Source organism: Streptomyces sp. NPDC088810 (assembly GCF_044750305.1).
Lineage (GTDB): Bacteria > Actinomycetota > Actinomycetes > Streptomycetales > Streptomycetaceae > Streptomyces.
In genome coordinates this window covers 172,732-189,202 of record NZ_JBIVJQ010000014.1, presented here as the reverse complement: position 1 = coordinate 189,202, position 16,471 = coordinate 172,732, and the positions used below count along the sequence as shown (strand labels likewise).

The window sequence follows — 16,471 nt, the reverse complement described above, 5'->3', positions numbered from 1 at the left end:
CCCAGACTATGCAACTAATTGACTATGCGAGGTGGGCGCATGCATCCCTTCCGCAAGGCCGTCGAGAGCGGTGACATGGACGCCGTGGCCGCCCTGCTGGCCGACGACGTCGTCTTCACCAGTCCGGTCGCGTTCAAGCCGTACCCGGGCAAGGCGATCACCGCGGCCATCCTGCGCGCCGTGTCCCGCGTCTTCGAGGACTTCACCTACGTCCGCGAGATCGCGAACCCCGACGGCCGCGACCACGCGTTCGTCTTCACCGCCACCGTCGCCGGCAAGAAGCTGCAGGGGTGCGACTTCCTCCACTTCGACGACGACGGCAGGATCGACGAGTTCACGGTGATGGTGCGCCCGCTCTCCGCCGCCCAGGCACTGGCCGAGGCCATGGGCGCCCAGTTCGACCGGATCGCCGAGGAGGCCGCCGGGCAGTGACCCGGACGACCGCTGGTCGTCCGGGTCGTCCGAGGCCCCGTCTAATCGCACGTCAGCGTCGGCACGGCCCAGTCGCCGTGGTCGTTGCCGTTGCCGTCACCGGCGTCACCGACCTTGAGGTCGAGCACCTGTGCGCCGCTGACGTCGACGTCGACCGGCACCGCGGCCTGTTTGCCGCGGATCACCGGCGTGGTCACCAAGGTCTTGCCGTCGGCGATCACGGAGAAGGTCACCGTGCCCGCACCACCCGTCTCGTCGTCGACACCGACGTCCGCCGTCAAGCGAGAGCACTTTCCGGCGAGGTAGACCGCGACGTCGCTGACCGCGTTGGTGCCCAGGCCCTTGGCGTGACCGGCGCCGGCGATGCTGATCGGACGGCCGTCCCCGGCCGCCTGCTCGCCGACGCTGCCGTCCCGTTCGACCGGCCCCCACCCGTTGGTGGACGACAGGAACGGCAGGTCGCTCACCGCGTTCTTCCCGGCCGGCGGGGCCGGCGGGATCCAGCCGACGATGCGCTCGTCACCGCCGCCGGCCTGCCGTCCGTTCTGCACGTAGTGCACGGTGGCGCTCAGCGCCGAGGCGGAGGGCAGCTTCCCGGTCGGCGGCTGGACCTTCCAGGTGAAGGCGGCCGATCCGCCGGGTCGCACGCGCTGGACCGACGTGGGGCTCGGGGCACTCACGCGCCAGCCGTCGGGCGCGGAGAGCGAGGCCGTCAGGCGCGAGGCGGACGGTTCGTCCTTCGGCACCCGCACCGTCGCCTCGGCCGTGAAGGCCTGTCCCGGCCGGGCGGTGTCCGGCACGTCCAGGGTCACCTCAGCTCCCGGACGCCTGGGCATCGCGTACGTGTGGTGGTCGTAGCGGGGGCTGTCGTTCTGCGCGACGCGCAGGGACGAGGCGTAGCTGCCGTAGTCGGTGAGGGAGACCTTGCCGAGCCCGCCGGTGCTGCCGTCCAGGTTCCACACGGCGACGGCGATGCTGTTCCGGCCGTTCGGATCCAGGATCCCGTCGGGCACCGGGAAGGTGTGCTGCGGGCCGAGGTAGTTGACGTAGTTGCCGACCTGCCAGCCGTTCACGAAGATCGTGGCACGGTACTTGCGTGACGGGTCGTCGGTGAACGTCAGCCCGAGCGAGGTGTCCTGGCCGTGCGGCAGGTCCAGGCTGACGTCGGTGCGGTACCAGGACACCCCGGGACGGGTGTCGTCCGCCGGCAGGGACACCTTGTCCCAGTCGCCGTCCGGGTAGCCCGGCAGGGACCAGCCGGCCCGCTCGCCGTACAGGCCGCCCGTGGACAGCGGGCCGCGCACCGGATCCTGCAGGTCCTCGCCGCCCCGCACGCCCTGCAGCCGCCAGGTGACGGTGGTCAGCGGCGCCCCGACGAGGGAGGCGCTGGTCAGCCCGCGCGCGGCCTTGTTGCCGTTGGTCGAGTTGTAGTCCTCCTCGTGCCCCATGTTCACGGTCAGCACGGAGACGACGTTGTCACCCTTCTCCTTGACCGAACCGGCCGGGAAGGCGAAGTCGGCACTGCCTGTGGTGGAGCTGCCGAGGAACGTGCCGTTGAGCCAGGCGGAGAACGCCTGCGCATCCCCGCCGGAGTCCGAGACCAGGTGGATGCCGGTCTCCTTGCCGCTCGCGCGGAAGCGGCCGCGGTACCACGTGTTGCCGGTGTGGAAACCGTAGTCGTCCGCGTAGAGCACCGGCAGCGAGTGGACGCCCGTGACGCTGTTGGTGGTCGTCCTGTCGGCCACCTGCCAGCCGGAGTCGTCGAATCCGGGGGCCGCTTCGGGGGACTCCTCGGCGTGCTTCCAGTTCGTCAGCGCCGGCAGGTGGACCGGGGCGGCCACCGGGATCTTCCCGGCGAGGCTTCCGGTGTCGGTGGCCCGGGTGTCCACTGCCTTGCCGTTCCAGGTGACGTGGTCGGCGGAGGTGAACACCTCGATGTTCTTGTCGTCGGCGTTGTCGCCGGTCAGAGCCACGGTGTGGCCGCCGTCCGGGCCGGTCGCCGTCCGCAGCAGGTGGGTGCCGCGCACGAGGACGGGGCCGCTCGCCGTGTCCTGCTGCCAGAAGGTCTCCGCCGTGGCCTTGTCGCCGACGAGCAGCAGCAGCGGGCGCGATCCGCCGCCACTGACGGCGATGCGGGTCAGGCCCTTGTGCGTGTAGTTCAGCCGCAGGTCACCGGTGGTCTCGTCCCAGGTGGTCGTGACGGCGCCGCCGCTGGTGGTCACGGTGGGCTCGGAGGAGGAGCGCAGCACGGTCTCGCCGTCGCTGTCCGGGTTGCCGTAGAGCACGGCGACGTCCCGGTCGCCGATGTGCGCGTGGGTCATGATCTCCGACGTCGAGTACCGCAGCTGCGAGTCCCCGAGCCGGTAGTTCGCCACGATGACGTGCGAGTCGCGCCCGTCGAGCGTGATCGCGGTGCCCGGCTGCTGCGGCACCACCGGGTAGGTGGGCGTCGCCGTGTCGGCCGTCGGCACGTCGATGGCGTCGATGGACACGTAGTTGTCCGTGGACCCCGAGGCGTGGTTTCCGTTGACGACGATCTTCAGTGTGTGCGCCCCGGGCGTCAGGCCGGTCTTCTGGAAGACCACCGCCTGGTTCTCGCCGCCGGAGTCGTCGACCGTCGCCGCCTTGGTGCCGTCGAGGTAGACGTCGGCGTAGCCGTGGTTGCCGGTCTTCGAGCCGATCCAGCGGATCGCGGTGCCGTCGAAGGGGACGGTGACCGAGTCACCGGCCTTGCCGGAGAACGACTCGGTGTGTTTGTAGTCGCCGCCGGTGTAGCTCTGGTCGGCCACGTGCGACCACGAACCGGTGTACTGCAGCGCGGAGTCGGGGTCGTCCCAGGTGTAGGTGGTGTCCGCGGCCGGCCGGGCGTTGAAGTCCAGCGCGATGTGGGTCTTGTCGACCGCCGTGGACGTGGAGTTGCCGTGCCGCAGTACGTGGAACTGCGTCTTGGTGTCGGGGTTCATCCGGGCGGTGTCCACGACCGCGGAGTCGTCCGGCGGCGTGGCCCTGATCGCCTCGGTCTTGGTCAGCGGGGCGACCGACTGCGTGAAGTACCCGATCAGCTTGTCCTCGTAGTACTTCGGATCGAGCTGGCGGGTCTCGCGGATCGCGGCCCCGTAGTCGTACGACGTGTAGTTCTGAGGCATGCCCAGCCAGCCCCAGTTGGTGCCGCCGTAGGTCATGTAGAAGTTCTGGGCGGTGGCGCCCACGGCTATGTTCTGCTTGGAGAACACGTTGGCGAACCGGTCGTTGATCAGCTGGGCGCACTTGTCGTAGCCCGGCCCGCCCCAGGGGTCGAAGGCGCCGCCCTGGAACTCGGGCGAGTACAGCGGTTTGCCGGCCGGGTGGTCGTAGCTGATGTCGGGGACGCCGTTCCACTTCGAGGGGTTCGAGCAGTTGAAGCCCTGCGGGTAGCTGTCCGGTCCGTCGACGTCCAGGGCGCCCGTACCGGAGTTGAAGGTGCCGTTGTTGTTGCCGGTCAGCGGCACCGTGATGCCGTCGGCGCGGGCCTTGTCCTCCAGGTGCTTCATGTAGGAGCGGCCGGCGGCCGAGCCGTTGTAGTACTCGTTCTCGACCTGGTAGGCGATGACCGACCCGGTGCCGTTGGTCAGCTGGTGGCGGGCGATGATCCGGTCGATCCGGCCGAGCCACTCGTCCGCGTACTCCAGGAACTGCGGGTCGTCACTGCGGTTGCGCCCGGCCTTGGTGGTCAGCCAGCCGGGCAGGCCGCCGCCGTCGACCTCCGCATTGATGTACGGCGCCGGGCGCGCGATCACGTAGAGCCCGGCCTCCTCGGCCATGTCGAGCACCTTGTCGGCGTCCCGCACCCCGCTGAAGTCGTACACACCCGGCTTCGGCGAGTGGTAACCCCAGTCGAAGTACAGCGAGGTGCTGTTGAACCCGGCGGCCTTCATCTTCTGGAAGATGTCACGCCACAGGTCCGGACTCGGGAGCCGGAAGTAGTGGAACTCGCCGGACCACAGGTAGGTGCGCTTGCCGTCCACGAGGAACGAGTAGCCGTCGAGACTCACCGTGTGCGCCGCCGGGCCGGCGGCGGACGCGGCTGCGGGCGCCTGCCCGCCGGCGTCCCGCGCCGCGGCGGGCGCGGTCGTGCCCGCTGCCAGGGCGATGGTCGCGGCCGTCGCGAGTCCCGCGCTCCACCGTCGACGGCGTCCGGTTCTCGCGGCTACTGAACCGATCCGAATACTCCGCACTGCGGCCTCCATACCGCCTGAGCGATCAGTATCAAACAGACTCAGGCAAAGCCGAACAGTAGAGCCGCGCAAGGAGCAACACAATGGTCCGGGAGTGCCCCTCCCCTCGTACGGGCATAACCTTTCCGTACGGGTCTCGTGGTGGATGTCCGACCGTGGGTGTACGGACCCCAGCGATGCTGGAGGTGCCTGGTGACCAGTACGGGCGGTCCGCCCACGGACAGCGCGGAGCTGGATGCCGTCTTCGCGGAGACGGTGCGCCGGACGGGCGCGTCCATCGGCGCCCTGTACCTGCTCGCACCGGACCGGCGGCTGCTGCACCTGGACGCGGTGTGCGGAGTGGGGGCCCAGCTGGCCGCTCCGTGGGGGACGCTCCCGCTGGCCACTCCGGCGCCGGTGACGGACGCGGTCCGGGACGACCGTCTCGTGTGGGTGGGCAGCCGGGAGGAGATGGTCCGCTCGTATCCGCGTACCGCGATGGTGCTTCCCTACCCGCTGGCGCTGGTCGCCGCGCCCGTGACCGGCGTCCGGCGGTGGGGTGCCCTGCTGCTGATGTGGCCGGCCACCCGTCCGCCGTACATGACCGGACGGGAGCGCGCCAACATCGCGTCCAGCTGCCGGCGGGTGGCCCGGGCGCTGGAGGAGGCGGCCGATCGCGGGTCTCCGATCCCGCTCGGCGGTGGCACGCGTGTCGTCCCCGCGGGAACCGGCCGGCCGTCCACGAGCCCGGAGTCGGCCGTCGCCGACTTCGTCGAGCGCTTGCCCGGCGGCAGTTGCGCGCTGGACCTGGAGGGACGCTTCACCTTCCTGACCGCCGGGGCCTGCGAACTGCTGGGTGTCGACGCCGGCCGACTGCTGGGCACGCTGCCGTGGCAGTCCCTGCGCTGGCTGGACGACCCCGCCTACGAGGACCGCTACCGTGCCGCGGTGATCAGCCGTGAGCCGGTGGCCTTCACCGCCTGCCGCCCGCCGGACCAGTGGCTCGAATTCCACCTGTACCCGGACGCCAGCGGCATCAGCGTCCGCATCGTCAGCACCAGCCAGGAGCCCCCGCCCGCACGCGTCCACCGCTCCGCGCGCACCCCCACACCCGCCCGCGCCGGCCACCTCTACCAACTCACCCACCTGGCCGCCGCACTCACCGAGGTCGTCGGCGTGCAGGACGTGATCGACCTGGTCGCCGACCAGATCATGCCCGCCTTCGGCGCCCAGGGACTGGTGCTGTCGGCCGCCGAGGGCGGCCGGCTGCGGATCACCGGCCACAGAGGCTACTCCGCCGAGACCGTGGAGCGCCTCGACGGCCTGCCCCTCGACACCGCCCTCACCCCGGCGGGTCACGCCCTCGGCACCGGCATCCCGGCGTTCTTCGCCGACCGGGAGGAGATGCGGCGCACCTATCCGAAGGCACCGCAGATCAGCGGCGCGCACGCCTGGGCCTTCCTCCCGCTGATCGTGTCCGGCCGGCCGGTCGGCTGCTGCGTCCTGTCGTACGACCACCCCCACGCGTTCCCGGCCGAGGAGCGAGCCGTCATGACCTCGCTCGCCGGGCTGATCGCCCAGGCCCTCGACCGCGCCCGGCTGTACGACACCAAACAGGAGCTCGCCCGCGGCCTGCAGGAGGCGCTGCTCCCGCGTACCCTGCCCGAGGTCGACGGCCTGGCGGTCGCCGCCCGCTACATGCCCGCCACCCGCGGCATGGACATCGGCGGGGACTTCTACGACCTGATCCGCCTCGGCGACACCGCCGCCGCGGCCGTCATCGGCGACGTGCAGGGCCACAATGTGGCCGCCGCCGCCCTCATGGGCCAGGTGCGTACCGCGGTGCGTGCCCACGCGGCACTCGGCGCGTCCCCCGACCAGGTTCTCGCCAAAACGAACCGGCTCCTCGCCGACTTCGGCCCCGACCTGTTCACCAGCTGCCTCTACGCCCGCCTCGACTTCGCCCGCCGGAGCATGACCCTGGCCACCGCCGGCCACCCGCCGCCCCTGCTGCGCCTCCCCGGCGGCGACACCCGGCCCGTCGTCGCCCCACCCGGACCGCTCCTGGGAATCATCCCCGACGCCGTGTTCCCCGTGACCGAGCTGGCGCTCGTCCCGGGGATGATCCTCGCCTTCTACACCGACGGTCTCGTCGAGCGGCCCGGAGTCGACCTGGACGACTCCATCGCCGAACTCGCCCGGCATCTCGCCCGCGCCGACGACCGGGACCTGGATCTGCTCATCGACGAACTCGTGAGCGAAGCGGGCACGACCGGGCAGCGCGCGGACGACGTCGCCCTCCTCCTGCTGCAACATCGTGCCGGCCCGGGGCGAGCCCGCCCTCGCCGGGGCCATTCGGAGGCATCGCGGTAGCGCCCGCCAGGCCGCGCCCCCACGCTGGAGCCGGATGTGAACGCCTCACCGCGCCCCGCGCGGCAAGCAAGGTTCCGGGAGGACCGAGTGACCGCTTCGTCGCCCGCCACCGACGCACCGCCGGCCCGGTACGACGACCTGCGGGCCCTGGTGGTGAACTGCACCCTCAAGCGCTCGCCGGAGACGAGCAACACGCAGGGACTGATCGACCGCAGCACCGCCATCCTGGCCGCGCAGGGAGTACAGGTCGACGTCGTACGGGCGGTGGACCACGACATCGCCACCGGCGTGTGGCCCGACATGAGGGAGCACGGCTGGGAGCGGGACGCCTGGCCGGACCTGTACCGGCAGGTCCTGGCGGCCGACATCCTCGTCCTGGCCGGGCCCATTTGGCTCGGGGACAACAGCTCCGTGATGAAGCAGGTGATCGAGCGTCTCTACTCCTGCTCCAGCCTGCTCAACGAAGCGGGGCAGTACGCCTATTACGGCCGCGTGGGCGGCTGCCTGATCACCGGCAACGAGGACGGCGTCAAGCACTGTGCCATGAACGTCCTTTACAGCCTGCAGCACCTGGGCTACACGATCCCGCCCCAGGCGGACGCCGGCTGGATCGGCGCGGCAGGCCCCGGCCCCTCCTACCTGGACCCGGGCTCGGGCGGCCCGGAGAACGACTTCACCAACCGCAACACCACCTTCATGACCTGGAACCTGCTGCACCTGGCGCGGGCGTTGAAGGACCTGGGCGGCATCCCCGCGTACGGGAACCAGCGCACGGCCTGGGACGCGGGCTGCCGCCACGACTACGAGAACCCCGAACACCGATAGACGTCGTCCCGGTCGGCCGAGGAGGGCCGACCGGGACGCCGGGCTCAGGCGAGGTCGAACCGGTCGAGGTTCATCACCTTGTTCCACGCCGCCACGAAGTCACGTACGAACTTCTCTCCCGCATCCTGGGACGCGTAGACCTCCGAGACGGCTCGCAGCTGGGAGTGCGCACCGAAGACCAGGTCGACTGCGGTGGCGGTCCACTTGACCTCGCCGGTGGCGCGATCCCGGCCTTCGAACACGTTCTCGTCCGTGGCCGACGCCTTCCACTCCGTGCCCATGTCGAGCAGGTTGACGAAGAAGTCGTTGGTCAAGGTTCCCGGCCGGTGGGTGAAGACACCGTGGGGAGACCCCTTGAAGCCCGTGTTCAGGGCCCGCATGCCGCCGATCAGCACCGTCATCTCCGGAGCGGTCAGCGTCAGCAGGTTGGCGCGGTCCAGCATGAGGGTCTCCGGCGACAGCTTCTCGCCCGCCGGAAGGTAGTTGCGGAAGGCGTCCGCCTTGGGCTCCAGCACGGCGAAGGACGCCGCGTCGGTCTGCTCCTGCGAGGCGTCCGTACGCCCCGGCGCGAACGGCACCGTGATGTCGTGCCCGGCGTTCCTCGCGGCCTGCTCGACGGCCGCGCACCCGCCGAGGACGATCAGGTCGGCGAGGGAGACCCGGGTGCCGCCGGTCTGGGAGCCGTTGAAGTCCTGCTGGATCCGCTCGAGGGTCCGCAGCACCTCGGTCACCTCGGGGACGTCGTTGAGCTCCCAGTCCTTCTGCGGCGCGAGCCGGATGCGTGCTCCGTTCGCCCCGCCGCGCTTGTCGGTGCCGCGGAAGCTCGCCGCCGACGCCCAGGCGGTGGTGACCAGCTGGGAGAGGGAAAGGTCCGAGGCGAGGATCCGGCCCTTGAGGGCGGCGATGTCCTCGTCCCCCACCAGTTCGTGGTCGACGTCGGGAACCGGGTCCTGCCACAGCTGCGGCTCGGGAATCCACGGGCCGAGGTAACGCGCGCGCGGTCCCATGTCGCGGTGCAGCAGTTTGTACCACGCCTTGGCGAAGGCCACCGCCAGCTCGTCGGGGTTCTCGTGGAACCTCTTCGTGATCGGTCCGTAGACCGGGTCCACCTTCAGCGCGAGGTCCGTCGTCAGCATCATGGGGGCGTGCCGCTTCGACGGATCATGGGCGTCGCGCACGGTGTCCCGGGCCGCGGGATCCGTGGGAGTCCACTGGTGGGCGCCGGCGGGGCTGCTCGTCAGCTCCCACTCGTACCCGTAGAGATTGTCCAGGTACCCGTTGTCCCACCTGGTCGGCTCGGTGGTCCACGCACCCTCCAGACCACTGGTGAGGGCGTGGGGGCCCGTCCCGCTGCCGTAGGTGTTACGCCAGCCGAGGCCCTGCTGTTCGATCGAGGCGGCCTCGGGTTCCGGGCCGATGTAACTGGGATCGACCGCGCCATGACACTTGCCGAAGGTGTGGCCGCCGACGATGAGCGCGACCGTCTCCTCGTCATTCATCGCCATGCGCCCGAACGTCTCCCGGACGTCCCGGGCGGCAGCCATCGGGTCCGGGTTTCCGCTGGGCCCCTCCGGATTGACGTAGATCAGGCCCATCTGCACGGCGGCGAAAGGACCGGTGAGGTTCCTGTCGCCGCTGTAGCGCTCGTCTCCGAGCCAGGTGTCCTCAGGCCCCCAGAAGATTTCCTCGGGTTCCCAGATGTCCTCTCGCCCGAAACCGAACCCGAACGTCTTGAAGCCCATGGATTCCATGGCACAGTTTCCGGCGAAGACCAGGAGATCGGCCCAGGAGATTTTCCGGCCGTACTTCTGTTTGACCGGCCACAGCAGGCGGCGCGCCTTGTCCAGGCTCGCGTTGTCCGGCCAGCTGTTGAGGGGGGCGAAGCGCTGCGCGCCGCTGCCGCCACCGCCGCGTCCGTCCGCGATGCGGTACGTTCCCGCGGCATGCCAGCTCATCCGGATGAAGAGCGGCCCGTAGTGACCGTAGTCGGCAGGCCACCAGTCCTGGGATGCCGTCATCACCTCGAAGACGTCATGCTTCAGCGCGTCGACGTCGAGGGTGGCGAACTCTTTCGCGTAGTCGAAGTCCTCGTCCATCGGGTTCGACCGGGGCGAGTGCTGGTGGAGAACCTGGAGGTCCAGTTGATTCGGCCACCAGTCCCGGTTCGTCCTGGGCCGCCGAGTGGGTGTGGGCGTCGGTGAAGGGATTGCTGGATTTTCGCTTTCACTGGCGGACATGCCCGTCCTTCTTCCTGTCTCGGTGTTCTGTGCCGCGTCCGTATGGTCGCGCACAGCAGGCCACACCTCTGTGAAACACGCAGAGCACTCCTCATGACAGGCGTGAGGGAAAGGGACGGCCTTTCTCCGCACGTGCCGATTTCCGACGCAAGCCGAATCGAATTCGCGTGGACGGGGCCGATCGGGCCGGGACGCGTGCCCGGAGGTGCCGGGGGGCGGGTGCTGTGGAGGAGGTGTGTGGGGCGGACGACGTGTGATCCTCCGTGTATACAGTGCGTGTTAGCCTGCCCGCGATCACGATCGAATGCATACGGGGGAGGCACGGTGGGCTCGGAGGGCTACCAGGTCACGGCAGGTATGACCGGCCAGGCCCAGCAACTCGACGCTGCCGGCAGGGACATGGACGCCGTCAGCTCGGCAGTCAAGTCCCGCACGAGTTACTCGTACAGCGAGGTCGGCGGCGACGACGCCGCGTCCGCGCTGAACGCGTTCGTCAAGGCCTGGGAGGCGGAGGCCAAGACACTGGCGTCGGCGTTGCACGAGCTCGGCGGCAAGGTGCAGTTGGCCAAGAAGACCTACCACGGCACCGACGGCCTGGTGAAGGCGCACGCGGACGGCGTCCGCGTCGGCGGCACGAGCAGCCTCACCGACACATCCACGCAGGGCGGGCGCACCTCCGTCCTGTCGAGCTACTGAGGAACGGGCCGGTGTCGTTCTTCTCCTCTCCTCTCGACTCCCCTTCCTTCCGCCTCGCGTGGCTCGCCGGGCTGTCCAAGAAAATGCTCGCCGCCGGGAGCAAGAACGAGCTCCTCGACCTGATCGACGACGCGCTCTCGGTGCCCGAACCGGGCGGCGACCCGGGCGTGCTGGAGGGCCTGGCAAGCCTCTACCGCAGCCAGGTCGACCACGTCGGCAGCGTCTTCGACCAGGTCGACCGGGTGGGCCGCAAGGGTCTCCCGGAGGTGTGGGTCGGCGACACGAGCGTCCTCGCCTCCGACGTGGTGAACGCCGCCGGGCGGTCCGTGAACCAGATGAGCGAGGCGTTCCAGGGGTGCGCGACGGTGCTGCTGACGCTGGCCGACGCGATCGGCGCCGCGCAGCGCAAGGACGAGCAGGGCCGCGGACAGCTGCTGGAGCAGAAGAAGACGCTCGGCGGCAAGGACGGTTTCTTCGACGACCTGCACGAGAACGACGAGGAGGAGTGGGACCGCAAGAACGCCGCCCACTTCGGCTCCTCCGCGGTCGACCTGATGCACGCCGCCGTCTCCGACGCGCAGGAGGCCACCCGCGTCGCGGCCCGGGACCTGAACAAGTGGGCCGCCGAGGCGCGGGCCGGGAAGATGGAGACCAGCGAACTCACCGCCGTCGACAAGCTGATGCTCGCCGACACCGGCGTCGCGGGCGCCGACGCCGAGCTGAACGAGATCCTCAAGGCCGGCGACCTGGAGCGCGCGTCGGCGCGGATGGACCTGCTGAGCCTCGACGACGAGATGGCCATGGAGCGGATGCTGGCGAAGTCGGACAGCCCGCAGGAGCGGGCCTACCTGATGAAGGCCCTGGCCGCAGGCCACAGCGTCGCCGAGATCGGGACGTTCCAGAACAAGATCCACGGCAAGGACCCCGCCTGGCTGCGCCGGCACCTCACTCCGGTGGTCACCGCCGGGGACAGCATGAACGACGAGGGCCTGGCGCCGGACGGCTCGAACAACAACAAGGACTACGTCACGTTCGACGGCCAGCGGTGGGTCCAGGGCGGCGACGGCTCCGAGGGCACCTGCGTGGCCTCCTCCACCGTCACCTCCCGCGCCATGGTCGACCCCCTCTACGCGCTCGACCTCACCGGCGGCCCCGACGGGCAGCAGGACGACCCCGACGCCTTCAAGCAGCGCCTGGTGGCCGAACAGCACCGGCTGCACACCGAAGGCGACGGCGGCAAGAACTGGGGCGGCATGGGTCCCGAGGGTCAGGAACGGATCAACGACTCCCACGTCGGCAGCGCCACCGGCAGTGACTACGAGCGCCAGGACCTGAACAGCAACGCCGACCGCAGGGCGGTCCTCACCGAGGTCGAGAAGTCGGTGGCGCAGGGGCGGCCGGTGCCGGTCGACGTCTCGGGCAAGGAGGGCGCCCACGCCATGACCATCATCGCCCAGGAGGGTGACAAGCTTCAGGTGTACAACCCCTGGGGCTCGACCACCTGGGTCAGCGAGGACGACTTCATCAACGGCCACATGGGCAAGGCTTCCAACAGTGATCTCCCCAACGCGTACAGTGTCTATCTTCCGCGGTAGCAGGGGCGGTGCCGCGATCGCGGCGGCCGCGCTGCTCGCTCTCGCCACGGGCTGCGGCCCGGGCACCGACGAACCGGCCGGCGGCTCCGCGAGCACCGCGAGCCACCCGGTGAAGGACACCAGCATCACCGCCGAGCCGGGAGAGCGCTTCACGATCACCGTCCACCAGAACGCCTCCACCCGCGAGTACTGGTACCTCGTCGACCCCGGGCCCGACCGCTCGGTGCTCGTCAGCCGCGGCCAGGACTACGCGTCGGACTCCGGCGACGAGCCGATGCCCGGTGCCGGCGGCCGGCTCACCTTCACCTTCGAGGCGAAGGGCAAGGGGACCACCCGGTTCACGCTGCTGCACTGCACGTTCACCACCTGCCAGGGCAACACCTCCAGCCTGCCCCCCGAGACGGCCGGACCCTCCGCCAGCCCCTCCCAGGCCCCCGAGCGCATCACCTACACCGTCACCGTCCGCTGAGCGACGAGACGAGACACCGAGGCCCCGCCATGAACGACGCCGCCCCGTACCCGCCGGACCGCACGGACGACGAGCTGGCCCGGCTCGACATCACCGTCCTGCTGCGGTACGGCCTCGTCGCCGAGCCCGGCCCCCGCCGCACCGCCCTGTTCGGCGACGGCGCCGCGGCCGCAGCCGTCCTCCTCGACCGCCTCGGCACCGAACCGCGCTCGGTCGCCTTCCTCGCCGAGACGGTACGTGCCGGCGGACTCGCCCGCGCCGCGGAGCTGCCCGAGCCCCTGCCCCGCCGGGAGGCGGCCGTCCTCGTCCGGGAGTGGCTCCGGGCCGGCACCGAACTCGTGGGCGGGATCGCCGCCGACGACACCGCGGCCGCCTGGCTGCGCGCCGTCGCGACCATCATCGAACTCAAGCAGCTGACCCGGGCGCGGGGCGGGAGTACGTGATCTCACCGGGCCGCGCTGCCCAGGCTGTACGCGGCGCCCGCGCACTCCGCGGTTCGGTCAATCGGGCGGGGTGTTCACCAGCCACTGGGCCAGCTCCTCGACCTCCATGAGCACTCCGGCTGGCTCCTGGTCCAGGTCGAGGGCGTGCTGATGGATGACGATGCCCGCGTGACGCACCTGATGGGCGGCGTGCGGGGCATTGCCCTTCGCATAGACGAGGTGACCCTCGCGCAGACCGAGGGCTGTGCAGTACGCCAGCATCTGGTACAGGTCGGCATCCGGATAGCCGCCCCGTTTCTCCGCCTTGTACTTTGCGTCCACGACCGCGCACGGGGTGCCGTCGGGACCGTACAGCACGAGGTCCGGCTTCATGCGGATGGCGGCGGCCTCATCGAGGTGGTGCGGGTCCTGGAGCCGGACGGTGTGACCCGAACCCGCGGTCTGCAAAGCCTCCCGCAGGGCTGCCGTCACGAAGTCCTCGAAGAGCCTGTTCATGTTGAACAGGAACCCGTCGATGCGCAACCCGCCGGGCGAGTGCTCGGCGGAAATGCCGTCCATGACCAGGCGGGCGAGATGCAGGGCGTGGTGGTACCGGGCGTTGAGGCGGGTGGGGAGCCAGTCGGGTATCGGCTGCCCGCGCACGATCGCGGTCACGCCGGCCAGCCGGGCGCGCTGGTGCAAAAGCCTGCGACGCACCTCGCGCGGCACTCCGGGAAGCCGGAGGAGACGCTCGACGGCCGTACGCAGGACGCGGTTCTCCGCGATGTCGGTGGTGAAGTCGTCGTACGCCACCTCCACCGGCAGTGTCGCCCCGAAGCGACGCCGTATCTGGTCGGCCTCCCGGAGCCGTCCGCGCAGGACGAGGGCGCTCTCCTCCGTGGCCTTGTACCCCTGCAGCAGTCCTCGCCGCAGTGCACGGTCCACCTGCCGCTCCACCGCGTGGGCGAGCGCGGGCACGAGATCGTGGTGCTCAGCGACCTCGACCTGCCCGTCGTGCCAGCTCCTGTGGTGGACAGGGCTGTAGCCGAGCAGGAAGAAGAGCCGGACGACGGGCACCTTGGGAGTGACCCGCACGGTGACCTGCCCGCCGCCCGGTACGGTCACAGCGACCGCCCCGACCTTGCTGCCCGCCCGCAGCGACCAGTGCCCCGGGGCGTACGGGTCGGGGGTCGCGTCCACGATGCCGGCCGCGGCGAGCGCGCGGCCGACCGGATCGGGGAGTGCGCGGCGGACGGCCGGCGCGTGCTCCACCAGCTCCACGGACTCGCCAGGGCTCGGGGTACTCGCCGCAGAGCTCACCCCAGCGACTCCCGCAGGGCGGCCAGCCCGTACCGCTTCTCGATGTCCACGCCTTCCCCGTAGTGGTGCTCCTCCAGCAGCGGAAGGATCTTCGTCCGCCAGGTCCGTTCCAGACCGCCCTCCCGGTAGGCGCCCTTCTTCATCAGATACGAGGGCCCGATACGGAAGTCCGCGTCCTCGATACGGGAGTTGAGCGCGTCAAGCAGATCGGCGGGCTCGGTGTCCCTGCCCTCTCTCTCCAGCCAGCGGCGCAGCAGGCCGCTCGTCGGCTGCGTACGCGGCGACAGCTCCACGAACGCGAACCGGCGGCGCATCGCCGCGTCCACGAGGGCGATCGAGCGGTCGGCGGTGTTCATGGTGCCGATCACGAACAGGTTCGGTGGCAGCGCGAAGTCGTCGCCGGAGTAGGTGAGCCGCACCGACTTGTTGCGGTACTCCAGCAGGAAGTACAGCTCGCCGAAGACCTTCGCCAGGTTGGCCCGGTTGATCTCGTCGATGATCAGGAAGTGCGGGATGTGCCGGTTTCCCTCGCGGGAGGCCAGGTCGGCCAGTTCCCGCAGCGGGCCCGCGGTGAGCCGGAAGGCGACCTCCTTGGTCCGCGGGTCCTCCTGGGGCCGGAACCCCTCGAAGAAGTCCTCATAGGTGTACGAGGGGTGGAACTGCACGAGCTTCACCTGCTCGGGCCCGCCGCCGAGGAACTCGGCGAACTTCAGCGCCAGGTACGTCTTGCCGGTGCCGGGCGGCCCGTACAGCACCAGCTGGCGGTCGTCCCAGAGCAGGTCCCGCACCTCGCGCAGCCACTCGGTGTCGTGCACGAGGAGTTCACCGGCCAGCGCGTCGGTCGGCTCGGGCAGCTCGAGCTCGCGGCGGGCGGTGATCGCCGGGATCTCCGTGCCGGGGTCCCGCTCGATGGCCTCCGCCTCCTCGACCAGCTCCTCGTCGGTCAGGCCGAGACCCTCGATGTGGGCCTGGACCGAGGTGAGGTCGACGACGTCGTGCTGGATGGACAGCTTCTGCTGGAGCTCCTCCGGAAGTTCGCCGTACGGGTGCCCGACGGGCTGCCACTCCACCGGCCGGCGCAGGTTGGACCGCCGGTCCTCCGACTGGGTCTGCTCCGCCTCGCCGGTGATCTCACCGACGTACAGGTGCCCGCCGGATATGGTGCACACGGTGTCGCCCGGCTTCATCCGGGACAGGAAGGCGTGCAGATCCTCGACGAGTTGCTGTTGCTGGCTGTACGTGGCCGTGGACTCGTAGTCCTCCTGGACAAGGGTGCGCAGCTCGTCCTTGCCGACACCCTCCCGGACGCCCTGGCGCAGACGGGAGGCGGCGAGGGTGACGAGTCCCTCCGGAAGCCACTGACGCCGGACCAGGTCGAGGCCCGAGACGTTCGAACCCCTAATCAGCCACGGGCGGTTGGGTACGGCCGCGGAGGATCCGAAATGGTCGATGAGCGCGCGGCCGTCGGCGGACTTCCACACCCCCCATCCGTTAGCACTGCAGCCCATGAGGATCTCGGCGGCGGCCGACGGCGAGGTGCACTCGATGTCCGACACGGTCTCCAGATATCCCTGCCAGCGGTCGGACCTGCGGATCACACCTGCGTCGATCAACTGCTGCCGCGTGTAGTACGACGGTGGTTTCCGCGCGGCGAACGAAGGCACGGTGTTGGCCCGGACCGGGGAACCCGCCGCGATGACGAACATCCGGCTTCCCTTCGCGCCCTTCTGCTGCAGCAGCCGCCCCCGGGCCACCATCTTCCCGTTCGGCAGCCTCAGCCGGAACTCGGGAAACTCGTCGGCCATGGACCTCCCCCTCAGCACGCACCGGTCCGATCTCGCCTGCAGCGTACTGGCCGCCACCGACAGCCCGGCTTCCCGATCCCACGGCCCGCCTTCCTAGGATGTCC

Annotated in this window: 11 protein-coding genes; 7 read left to right on the top strand and 4 right to left on the bottom strand. The window is 70.2% G+C overall.

Going from position 1 to position 16,471, the window contains the following annotated elements:
- Positions 1–39: 39 nt before the first annotated feature.
- Positions 40–432: a nuclear transport factor 2 family protein gene (locus ACIP4Y_RS34180; RefSeq protein WP_401399834.1), complete on the top strand. Its 393-nt coding sequence runs from the start codon at positions 40–42 to the stop codon at positions 430–432.
- Positions 433–473: 41 nt separating this feature from the next.
- On the opposite strand, the gene ACIP4Y_RS34175 is transcribed toward ACIP4Y_RS34180, so the two are convergent.
- Positions 474–4,646 carry a beta-galactosidase gene (locus tag ACIP4Y_RS34175; RefSeq protein WP_401399832.1) on the bottom strand — a complete coding sequence of 1,391 codons (4,173 nt, stop codon included), beginning with the start codon at positions 4,644–4,646 and terminating at the stop codon, positions 474–476.
- A gap of 192 nt (positions 4,647–4,838) precedes the next feature.
- Here ACIP4Y_RS34175 and ACIP4Y_RS34170 point away from each other — a divergent pair, with 192 nt between their 5' ends.
- Together ACIP4Y_RS34170 and ACIP4Y_RS34165 are read left to right on the top strand one after the other, a co-directional pair.
- Positions 4,839–6,998: a SpoIIE family protein phosphatase gene (locus ACIP4Y_RS34170; protein ID WP_401399830.1), complete on the top strand. Its 2,160-nt coding sequence runs from the start codon at positions 4,839–4,841 to the stop codon at positions 6,996–6,998.
- 87 nt (positions 6,999–7,085) lie between these two features.
- Positions 7,086–7,823, top strand: coding sequence for a flavodoxin family protein (locus tag ACIP4Y_RS34165; RefSeq protein WP_401399828.1), 738 nt, complete (start codon positions 7,086–7,088; stop codon positions 7,821–7,823).
- Positions 7,824–7,867: 44 nt separating this feature from the next.
- On the opposite strand, the gene katG is transcribed toward ACIP4Y_RS34165, so the two are convergent.
- Complete coding sequence (gene katG / locus ACIP4Y_RS34160) at positions 7,868–10,060, bottom strand: catalase/peroxidase HPI (protein ID WP_401399826.1); 2,193 nt, start codon at positions 10,058–10,060, stop codon at positions 7,868–7,870.
- Between the two features lie 324 nt (positions 10,061–10,384).
- Here katG and ACIP4Y_RS34155 point away from each other — a divergent pair, with 324 nt between their 5' ends.
- Genes ACIP4Y_RS34155 through ACIP4Y_RS34140 form a run of 4 tightly spaced genes read left to right on the top strand, consistent with a single transcriptional unit; the run spans position 10,385 to position 13,263 of the window.
- Positions 10,385–10,756: a hypothetical protein gene (locus tag ACIP4Y_RS34155; protein WP_358646149.1), complete on the top strand. Its 372-nt coding sequence runs from the start codon at positions 10,385–10,387 to the stop codon at positions 10,754–10,756.
- A gap of 11 nt (positions 10,757–10,767) precedes the next feature.
- On the top strand, positions 10,768–12,351 hold the full coding sequence (locus tag ACIP4Y_RS34150) for a peptidoglycan-binding protein (protein ID WP_401399824.1): 1,584 nt from the start codon (positions 10,768–10,770) through the stop codon (positions 12,349–12,351).
- Entirely contained in the window at positions 12,332–12,820 is a 489-nt protein-coding gene (locus ACIP4Y_RS34145) for a protease inhibitor I42 family protein (RefSeq protein WP_401399822.1), read from the top strand. Before ACIP4Y_RS34150 ends, ACIP4Y_RS34145 begins: the two co-directional genes overlap by 20 nt.
- 29 nt (positions 12,821–12,849) lie before the next feature.
- Positions 12,850–13,263 (top strand): hypothetical protein, encoded by a 414-nt coding sequence (locus tag ACIP4Y_RS34140; protein ID WP_401399820.1) that lies wholly within the window; start codon positions 12,850–12,852, stop codon positions 13,261–13,263.
- A gap of 57 nt (positions 13,264–13,320) precedes the next feature.
- Here the strand turns inward: ACIP4Y_RS34140 and ACIP4Y_RS34135 are convergent, their stop codons facing one another.
- A complete protein-coding gene (locus ACIP4Y_RS34135; RefSeq protein ID WP_401399818.1) occupies positions 13,321–14,562 on the bottom strand; it encodes an McrC family protein in 1,242 nt (413 codons plus the stop codon).
- Positions 14,559–16,367, bottom strand: coding sequence for a DUF4357 domain-containing protein (locus tag ACIP4Y_RS34130; protein ID WP_401399816.1), 1,809 nt, complete (start codon positions 16,365–16,367; stop codon positions 14,559–14,561). The genes ACIP4Y_RS34135 and ACIP4Y_RS34130 overlap by 4 nt, the downstream gene beginning before the upstream one ends.
- Positions 16,368–16,471 lie beyond the last annotated feature (104 nt).

What these genes read in the sequence shown, in the direction of transcription:
- ACIP4Y_RS34180 (WP_401399834.1), top strand. Translation starts at nt 40, where the DNA reads ATGCATCCCTTCCGCAAGGCCGTCGAGAGCGGTGACATGGACGCCGTG.
- katG (WP_401399826.1), bottom strand. Translation starts at nt 10,060, where the DNA reads ATGTCCGCCAGTGAAAGCGAAAATCCAGCAATCCCTTCACCGACGCCC.
- ACIP4Y_RS34140 (WP_401399820.1), top strand. Translation starts at nt 12,850, where the DNA reads ATGAACGACGCCGCCCCGTACCCGCCGGACCGCACGGACGACGAGCTG.
- ACIP4Y_RS34130 (WP_401399816.1), bottom strand. Translation starts at nt 16,367, where the DNA reads ATGGCCGACGAGTTTCCCGAGTTCCGGCTGAGGCTGCCGAACGGGAAG.